Here is a 10,953-nt window from a genome sequence, read left to right on the forward strand (position 1 = left end):
CTCTATCTTTGACGTCTCAAGGCATCTTGGACGCTCGCTCCTATTAATTGCACACTAGTTGTAATTAAAATCAACATTGTCGATGGAACAAAAACATATCTTAAATAGGTAGGAAAGACCTTTTGACCTTCTGAAATAAGGTTACCTAAGGTTGGAACGTCATCAATTGCTAAACCAATGAAAGCTAATGATGTTTCTGAAAGCACTACCCCAGGAATTGTAAATACTAACTGAGTAATCAGTATTGGCAAGATAACAGGAACATAATTTTTAAGAATTTTTCATGCTGGTGTACCTAAAACTCTCGAAGCTGCAACTCACTCAAAGTGTTTTGCGCGCTTAACTTGAGCACGGATTTGATTAGCCATTCCTGTTCATGATGTAAATGATAAAGAAAAAACAATTACTCAGAAACTTGGACTAACAACAATTGTCATTAAAATCAAAATAATGATTGTCGGTACTACTGAAATAACCTTAATTATAAATGTCATCACACGATCAAAACGTTCATATTGACCCATTAAAATCCCAATGGTAAGTCCGATGATAACTTCGATAAATGTAACAACTAATGCTAATGCAATCGAGTATCGCAATCCGTGTCATAAACGTGCCCAAATGTCGCGTCCAATTGAATCGGTTCCAAAAATATGATAAATTCCTGTTTGCTCGTCTGTTTGGTTAAATGTTAAGAACCTTGCATCAACATTGGATAAGTTTGGATCTTGTGTAGTAAATGGGATAATAAATGATAAAAGAATAATCACGACTAATAAAACAAAACCAAATACACCTGCAAAACTCTTTGAATAACGATATACAAATTCTTTAAATACCTTCGTTTCTGCACCCATATGTGCATCAGCATGGAAATCAAAAGTTTTACCTACTATTTTTCATGCTTGATATTGAAACGGTTGCAATATCATACTTGGAGCAGCATCCTTAGTTAGTTCATTTGTTGGACCAAGTTGTTGACGTTGCTTTAATTTAGTTAAATACTTTTTAAAAGAAGACACTAATTTAGATTCTTTTTTATCATTGAATGCCAATTATGCCCCCTTTCTACGCACTCTTGGATCTATAACTTCATATAAGATATCACGAGTTGCATAAGATAAAATAGTAAGTAAAGTAAACATTATAATTAAGAATAAAATCACATTATAGTCTTTTGTTTGAATTGCTTGTAGTAATGTTGCACCAGAACCAGAAATAAAGAAGATTTGCTCAATGAAGATACTTCCGATAAATGAACCGAAAATAACAGCAGGGAAGAATGTTGCGATTGGGAAGAGTGAAGGTTTAAGTGCATGTTTTCATACAAAACGGTTTTTTGATAATCCTTTTAAATATGCAAATTTAGCATGCACTGAGTTTAACTCACGATTTAATTCGGTACGAATATATTTGATATATACAATGATACTTCCAAGAGAAAGCGCTAATCCAGGTAGGATATATGTTAGGAAATTATGTTGAGCGAAGATATATGGTAAGTTAATTAAACGACCGATAAATACTAATATTAAAGCAAAAATAATCGAAGGAACCGATGAAAAAATACTTACTAACACAGTTGATACATTATCAACTATTCCGCCTGGGTTTTTACCAACTCATATTCCTACAGAAATTCCTATTACAACAGTTAATAATACTGAAAAAATTCCTACTAAAAATGATTTATAGAAGCGCTCTCAAATAAATGAATTTATTTCTTGTGCAGGAAATAATGATAATGATATACCAAAATCTCCGCGAAAGAGTCTTACTATATAGTGTCAGTATCTTATAATTAACGGCTGATCTAAACCGTATTTTGCTTCTATTGCTTTTTTTGCTACATCATCTAAACCAGCTGTTAAAGTATTTGAACCAGGAACGGCATTAATTAAAAAGAATGTAATAGTAATAACAATTAATCCAATAATAAAGAATTCGGCAATAATCTTAAAAAATCTTCAAGAAGAAATTAATAAAGGTGAATTAATGTTAAATAATTTCTCAACAAATGTTGCATCTTTAGTTCTTTTGTTTGAAAAAACTATAAAGTTATCATCAACATAAGTAGTTTTGTTATTTTCTTTTGTTTTAGATCATTTCATCTATTTTGCCCTCCCTCTTGGTAATCCTGGTTTTGGTGGTCTAGTAAAATCATATGCATATTGCAGCGCAAATGTATAAAGACTATCTACACCACCTACTCTGGTTATTTCTCAGTTGGTATCAACTTCCATTAATGGTACAACAATCGATGCATCACGAATAACTTTTTCAAGTTCACCGATGAAGATGTACACATATTCTTGGGTTCATTTTAATTTTGCCTCAGCATTTGTAAAGTTTCCGGTAAAGAATGCATTTATTCTATCAGTATAACTTTGCGAATCTTCTTGTGGACGAATGAAAGATAAATCAATAAATTTACGTCAAAAATCTATTTTTGTATCAATCTTTCCTAATGATCACTGAATATGTAAGCGATCTGCAGTAGCACGTGTAGCATCTGCTAATTTATCAATTCCTTCAAACATTAATAACAGTTCATTAAGAATTTTTTCCTTACGTCCTGCTTTAATATTCGGATTTTGAATTAGCATATATTCAATTAAATTTTTAATTAAACGGTCACTAAATATTCTTGATGTGTCTTTGTTTAATTTTTCAATTAATGGTTTAACTGCTTCTTCAAAAGCTGTTATATGATTCTTATCTCCTTTTTTAGCTTTTTCATATGCATCTTTTGCGCTTTGTGATGCATTAACTAAAGCTAAAAACGGAGTTTGTAATTTTGTTTCGATGTAGTTATCTACATCTAAATTGGTTGCTTGCACATATAATTGGCGAATGTAATCTGCATATGTGTAAGAACCTACTGGGTTTGTTTTAAAGGCAATACTTTTTTGGTTAAAACTATCTATTTCATCGGGTTTGAAGAATACTGCAACATAGTCTTGAGCACTATTTCCACCTAATCTATCATAGTTTTGATAGATAATGTCGTATTTTCCTTCTTCAATAAATGAAGCAAATGAGTTTTCAGGTAAACTCTTAATATCAATGTTTACAAAACCATCGAAAGTTCTACCTAATATTTCTTTTAAGTATGCACCTGCTTTCTTTTGTTCATCACTAGAGTTGTTTAAAAATTTTAAAGTTACAGATTTTAATCCTTTGTGTCTTACTTTAAAACGTTCAATATAAAATTGTGCTGTTTTTGGTGCATATGTTTGATCATAACGATGTGTTTTCTCAAAAGTATATCCTTTTGAAAGATGAGTTACAAAATCATAATTTTGTAAAGGGAATTTTACCCCATCCTTTGCATCACTACTCATATCTGAAAAGTAGGTTTCGATATTTTTCCCATCATATGTTCGATATTGTCCATATGCTGTTCAGGTGTTTACTGGAAATGAAAAGTCTCATCCAACTACTTTAAGCAGGTTCTCACGATTTACTGCATAGAAAATTGCGTTTCTAAGGTCTTCATCTTGTATATAACTTTGTGCGTTTGTTTCATTATCAAGGTTAAATCCAAAAGCAATTGTTCCATAACCTGTGTTTTTATTTAGATATTTTTTATATTCAGGGTTAGCAAAATATTGTGTTATTTTTTCAGCCGGAATATAAGTTTGTGAAATATAACCATCTTCAAAGAATGTTGCATTAGTGTTTCTGTCAGTTGAAAAATAAATTTTTATTCGGTTTGAAATGGTGTTTTCTGCATCGAAATAATCTGGATTTTTTTCTAACAATAATGATCCCTGTGGACCTAAAATAACATTTTCAGGTTTCATCAAAAATGGCCCATTTGTTAAAAAGTGTTGTTTTTGTGATCCGAAGACATCGATTCCGCCTGCAACTGTTTCAATATACTTACGATTTACAGGGAAAAGGTGGAAGAAAATAGTAAATAGCATATATGATAAACCTGGTGTCTTGTTCTCATCAAAAATCATTGTAAAAGTATTTAAATTATTTGCTAATGTCTCAATTGTAGGTTTAATTTTTCTTGCATCTTCATCAAATTTAAAATTTTGGTAAGGATTTGCATAAACATTTTTTACTAATGTGCGAACAAAAGTCTTAGTTTTATCTTTCGGATCCCTGAATGTAAAACTTTGTGATTCTTTTTCAATCTTGAAATTAGGATTTAAATCCATACTTTCATTAACTTGTTCGAGACTATAATCTAAATATAACTGACCTGTATAAAAACCAAAATCTAATGCAGCTTTTTTTATTGCTTCAACTTCTTTTGTATCAGCAGGTACATTATTTTTTGAAACTTGTGATTGTCACTCTTTTTCACTTGGATCTTGAATGTAACTACCATCAGCTAATTTAATATATTTTCTACGGCCTCATGGATTTTTATATGGTACACCAAATTTATCAACATAGTCTTTTTGAGCAGCAACAAATTTCTCGGCCCCGCGAATTGAGTATTTTAATACAGAATCTAGTTTTTGTGATCCGGTATTAATATCCAAAATATATTCTAAATAATCGCGTAAATCTTGTGCTGTTGAAACATCTCCGTTACTTCAGCGATTTAATCCGTTGTTTAGAAATCCAGTTACTGCCATATAGTTGTTGCTGTTTTTTGGGTTAGGGAATGCATAAATACTTGCATTTCGTTGTGGATCACCGATTGTCGCACGCCCTAAACCACCAGTAATACCAAAGTCATGTAATCCGTATCAACTACCACGAACTCTACCAAAACCATCACTTTCTTCTAATTTATTTTTAAATTTGAAGAAATCATTAAAGTTTGAACTCGGTTCAGTTTTTTTATCTTCTGTTGTTTTAACAGTTCCATCTGTATCTACCATAACCATATTTAACGGACTTGTTTTAGTAATAGATTTTAAATCACTGTTTGGTCCACTTTTAAGAAATGAATCGACTAATGAAGGTAATATTTTATCAACTGATTTATATTTTATATAGTTTAAGTTATTAATTGGTTCAGTTGCTAAACCAAGATCATAATCAATTACTGAATTTTGACTATGAACTTCATTTAGACTCTTTGTATTTGTTGTGTTATTTCCACTGGTGCTACACGCTATTGCTAGCAAGGATGCTGATGAAAGTGCAGCGGTTGTGGTAAATAAATATCATAACCTTTTTTTCAAATTAGCTCCTATCCTGTTATGTTAAATTGGTAATCAATCTTTATTATTGCTTTACCTTTATCTTGTGTTTTTGAATCTTCATTATGTCTTATAGTTACTGATGCTTGGGTTCCTGTTTTTCCGTTTTCTGCTAATTGAGTTACATCACCTAAAGTAAAATCGGAAACAACTTTATTATTTTCATCTACAAATTGAATGTAGTATTGATGCTTTGGTAATAATAAGGTATTACGGTATTTAGCCATAACTCCAAAATCAGATATTCATGAAGTATATCCTTCATCTTCTACCCTAACTTTAGAACTTGCATCACCTTGTTGTTTGAGATAAAAGACGTTATTTGTTCCTTTAATATTAATTGGTAAGAATTTTTGCTCACCTGTTTCTATATCAGTAAAACGAAGTTGTTTTATCTTTTTAGCATCTTCATTAGAAACATATCCGTATAATGCTAATGAATCAATACGTTTATTTCTAAAGATACCCGCTACAGTTCTCTCTCCGATACCAAAATTACGTAATTGTGAAATAAAGAAAGCTCTCGGACGTGATTTAATTGGTTGATTTTTAAAGTCTTTTAGACGGATGTCATCATCCATAATTTCTTTTCCATTATCATCATAAAGTTGCATTCCAATAGCGACTTTTTGATAGCGATCTTGGAAGTAACCGTTGCTTTTGGTTATAAGTTTTCCAAAATATGATGAGGATCTATCCTCGTTTCTTCCGTTTGAATCAGAAACATCAGATAATTTACCTTTATATACACCAATTACTTTTTCGTATGTATCTTGTAGTTGCTTGTCTTGCTCTTCAAATAATTTAGCAATTTCTTCATTAAGTTTCTTGTTAGCTTCTTGTAATTGATTTTTAGATGCTATATTAGTTGCTTTTTCAGATTCTAATTGCTTCTTTTGCTCATCCGTGATTTGAGTTTTCAATTCCTTATCAATTTGTGCATTTCGATTATCGAGTTTTTGTATTTCAATTTGGTTTTCTGATGCTAATGATTCTTTGATTTGACGATCTAATGAATTTTTAAAGTAAATATCCTTGGTTTGATTAAATAATTTATCAAAAGCTTCTGCTCTAACTGCATCAAAACTTGCATTAATAATATTTGAATAACTATTTTTACGTTCATTTCAAATTTTTAACTTAGTTGCATCAATTACATAATCTTGTCCTGTATATGCTTCGTTTGCATTAGTTAAGTATGTAGGCAAGTTACCAAAATCAGCTGTGGCAGGGACATATGTAGTTTGCACATAATCACGAGTTAGAGTTTCCGGAATTGAATATATATAGTCAGTAAATTTATCATTTAGCAAGTTTTCAACACGCGTAGAGTTATATTCAAGAATATCAGAAGAAGGATATCCATTGTTAAATACAGTATAAACCGCTCTTCTTAGGTATCAAATGCGATCATTATCACGATAACCTTGTCCTAAGTAAGTAATGATATTACCTACAAATTGATATAAGTCTTGTGTATTAGTAAATTCTAGTATCTTAGCAGCAGAATCTTTACCTACAATGCCAGTTATATAATCAGAGAATATTTTTTGCAACTCTAGTGCATCATATGATGTACGTTCTTGTGTTGGTGTGATAAATTCATTATCAACCATAAATTTTTTATCAAAGTAAAAGCTGTCTGTAAAAGTATTACTTAAAATATCGATTCCGTATTTAGATGAAAAAATTGCTTGATTTTCTTTTAACTGAGTTGCTGGATTAAAGTCTGTAACTGTTCAGAAATAATCTGAATTTCTAAATCTTAACATTAATTCATTTGCAAGTTCTTGATCGCTTGCTGCTGCAATTCTTGATTTATTTTCTGCTGATTCATCTGAAGTTGCTACTGCTGCATTAAATGCATCAAAATCAAATTTAGTTTTTACGTAATCAACATCTCAATTAAATTTAATTACGGGAGCACCGTCTTTAACAGTTAATGGTTCTAATGATGCTTTAGAATAATCAATCGATGTAAATTCAATAAATTTTTCGAAATTATCAAATGCTGCTGTTGTTTCGCTTTGATTTCCATTTTTAACTGTTGCTAAAAACTCTTTATTAAATGAGTTGTATAAATTATAGTTTTTTACAGTATTTTTATTAAAGTTGACAAATGCTATTTTTTCAACAAGAGCAGAAAAACTTCTAGGATTACGAATTATGCTTTGGAAGGTATCTTTTGAAACAACATTACCATCTGCATCGATCCCAGCTAAGAATGGAACAAATTTTTTGTCTTGATCAATGTTATATAAACCAAAACCACTAAACATTATTCCATAAGCCGGGTTCATTTGTGGACGACCACTAGCATTGTTATCACTGTTAAACTGTCTTGCATATGGTCATAAATCAGATTGCCCATTTTCATCTGGATTATAAAGGACTTTATCTGAAAAATGATTGTTTAGTATTAACGGGAATGTATATCCTTTTTGAATTTTTCCATCTTTAACAAAAGCAAAAACATTCAACAATTGAGCATAATATCCATCTTGAAATTGTGAACCTCTATTTTGGTTTTCCAAAATAAATCCTACATATGTATCAATTATTTCACTGAGGTTTGTGTATAAATCACCTTTATCTGTTAATGCTGTATATTCTAATGCGCGACGGGTTCCTGGTCGTTTTGTGTTATTTTGGTAAATTTGATCGATTCTGTTTGAATCTGCATCTAATTCAACTGCATCTGAACGGTATTTTAAAGAATCAACAAATCCGTTATCTGTAAAATTGGTTCCTTGAAGCAATGTTTTACGAATTGGACCAATTACACCACCAAAATCTGTATCACGGGTGTTTCAACCTGAATCTGCAAAACGGGTAATTAATAAACTCTCAATTGTACTCTTAATAATATTTGTTTGTTCACTTATATAATCAAGACTTTTTTCATCAAGTGGTTCATTTAACGGAACATTAATTGCTGGTTTTCCATCTTTGTCAAAGACATTAATTTTGGTTGCTATAGTAGCACCATTTGCATCTTTTTGTGTTTCAACTACTGAAATTATTATTGAATTTGGAGAAGCAATTTTAATCACATCTTTAATCGATTTTCCTAAACCATCTCTTATATTTTCAACAATATCAGAGATTGCTACTTCTTTAAAAACATAAACATCTTTTCCGTCTATTTGTTTTTTCTCAAAAGTTTTGCTTACACCCTCGATAAATGGATTTAATGTACCTGAATTTTCATCAAATGAATTAGCTATAAATAAATCACCTAATCTTGCTCCACGTAATTTTGCAGCTTCTTGCATTCCTTTAAAGTCTTGTAAAAATCTACGATCTTTTTCATCCAAAACACTGAACACATCACTGTTTGGAATTGGGTTTCCTCAAATTTGCTTGTCTGTTTCACGAACAAATTTTCCGTTTTTATCTTTAAATAAGAAGCGAATGTATTGTCCTGTTGTATCAGTATCTTCAGTTTGTTGCCCTAACGCGTTAACACGAACAAAATCTAAATTAGTACGTGCTTTTAAATAATTGCGCAATGATTTTGCTGAATAATAAGATGTCTCAGTTAAACCACCACGAGTAGAAATCCCTCCAACAACAACGGCATTACTGTCTTGATTAAGTGCTTGTGATTGGTCAAGTGTATAATGGTGTCCATATTCATGGGTTGCAACATATTTTAAGAAGTCAGTTGATATCCCTTCGTAATTATCTATTGTAGCAGAAAGCAATAATGGCAATCCTATACGATCGCTATCACGTAATCCATAATAGTCACCTTCGACTAATTTATAATCATAAAATCCTTGATCGTTAATTGTTCTTTGAATATGTGGTCCATTTAGTTTTTTTGCTAATTGTGGAAACTTTTTAAGAACTTTATCAACTAAACCGGTATATACTTCGTTATAAATTTGATATTTACGAGTCGATAATCCTCTAAGAGGTCTACCATTTTTATCAACGATGCTAATATCTTCTGGGCCTGATTTAATTGAAATTGGATTAATTGAACCTTTGTACCCTACTGCATCTTTAAATTGTTCGAATAATTTATTTTCGGCATCACTCATATGCATCGCATCAAAAGTGATAATTAGCGGAATATTTGTATTAGTGTTTTCTAATGTAATTTCAAGACGTTTATTTTTAACATCAATTGATTTAATTTTAAATTCACGTAAACGATTTTTGCTTTCCTGGGGAACTTTGCTTCAGTCACTCAATGAATCAATCGAATTCATCGCTTCGACTTTTGATGCATATGCAGATAAATTAGCATTTTCATCAGCATAAATTCAAAGTGTTTGTCCTTCAAATGCTTTAACATCAAAGAAATCTAGAAAATGTTTTAATTTTGGATCTAAAATAGCTTTAAATGTTTTGTAATTTACTTCAAAATATGGATCGATTTCGTTTTCTGCTGCTGCATAGACAAATTTTGCATCTTTACCATCTGCATCCTTATAAGAAAATTCGATACTCAAGATTCGATTATCACTATTATTTGGTTTTGATGATGTTACTTTTGTAACTTTTGCATCAACTAATGAATCATAAGTTATTTTTGGGGCATCTGAATGCCCTGAACTATCAGATGTTGGTAAATTAACATCCTTGGTTTCTAATGTAAATGTATATGCTGTGAGATCTTTTGGTAAAATCAATGTATCTTCTAAACGTGTAGTTTTTGGAATAAAGATTTTAAAGGTTTCTCCTAATAATCTGTTTGGATTATAAAGCGATAAAAATGGTAGATTATTTGCTGAACGAGAATTTTTTATCGCAGAAGCAAGTGGAATGGTTGCTAAAAAGTTATCAACAGTAACTTTATCTTGTTGATCTTTAAATGTTGCATATGTAAGTGAATCGGTTCGGTTTCCCGCTCCACCTATTACTGAGTAAACTGGCATCGAACCAAAGAATGCATCAGGGAAGAATTTGATTTCGCTTACTTCTTTATGTAAAGTAGAATGCGATCCTAATGTAATCGCATTTCCGTTTTGTTCTACTCCTGGTACCAATCTAAAACTATCCAAGGTTAATAAATCTGGTCCTCATGCAACATTATTAATAAATCACTTGCTAAAGTCGATAAATTTATCTGGCTTTACTGCTAAAACATATTCATCATAAAATGTAAATGAACCATATTTAACTGCTAAGATAAAACTTTCATTGTATCTTTTATAGTACTCATTAAAAAAGTCTTCAAATGAATAAAGTTTGCTTTTGTTATCATTGAATCCAAATGATTTATAGTCAGGTGAAATAAATCCAACTGCATTTTCTTTAGACGGATCAGTGATAAAGATTTCAGGTGTTAATTCATGATTTTCATTATATAACTTAGAAAAATCGTTTTTCAGTTCTTCTTTACTTACAGGCAGCGATGAACCACGCACCTCATCTGAGTTATTTGCATATCCATACATTGCTGCTACAGTTATAGCAGATGTAAATGTTATTATGCTGGCTGAAAGTAAAACTTTTGCTTTTAAACTAAGTTTTAGTTTTTTCATACTTCCTTTCTTTTTATAAGTTGGTTTAAATAAATATTCTATATAATTTTACCATAATTTTTCATATTTATATATTTATTGTGTTTTTAAAGAGTGCTATATATCATATGTTTTGAGCATTTTTAACATTTTTTAATAATTTTTTAAAATAATTTTGTTTTTAAGTAATTATTTACATTATTATTCATATAATTTGTTTTATCAGCATAAAATTTGTAATATCATAAAATGAGAGCGTAGAATTTAAGGTATATAAAAGCTAGTCCGTTACGGGCTAGCATTTT

At 30.6% G+C, this 10,953-nt stretch carries 4 protein-coding genes; all 4 read right to left on the minus strand.

All coding sequences use genetic code 4. The features are described 5' to 3' along the window. Positions 1-2: 2 nt before the first annotated feature. From ACXYRK_RS02025 to ACXYRK_RS02040, 4 genes are read right to left on the minus strand one after another with little or no spacing between them, the layout of a single operon-like run. A complete protein-coding gene (locus ACXYRK_RS02025; protein WP_458615079.1) occupies positions 3-1,055 on the minus strand; it encodes an ABC transporter permease in 1,053 nt (350 codons plus the stop codon). Beyond that, positions 1,056-2,111, minus strand: coding sequence for an ABC transporter permease (locus tag ACXYRK_RS02030; RefSeq protein WP_458617843.1), 1,056 nt, complete (start codon positions 2,109-2,111; stop codon positions 1,056-1,058). Further along, positions 2,112-5,153, minus strand: coding sequence for an ABC transporter substrate-binding protein (locus ACXYRK_RS02035; protein ID WP_458617845.1), 3,042 nt, complete (start codon positions 5,151-5,153; stop codon positions 2,112-2,114). An 8-nt stretch (positions 5,154-5,161) separates the two neighbouring features. Further along, positions 5,162-10,669 (minus strand): PDxFFG protein, encoded by a 5,508-nt coding sequence (locus ACXYRK_RS02040; protein WP_458617847.1) that lies wholly within the window; start codon positions 10,667-10,669, stop codon positions 5,162-5,164. Between the last annotated feature and the right edge of the window lie 284 nt (positions 10,670-10,953).

Source organism: Mycoplasma sp. AC1221 (genome assembly GCF_054353815.1).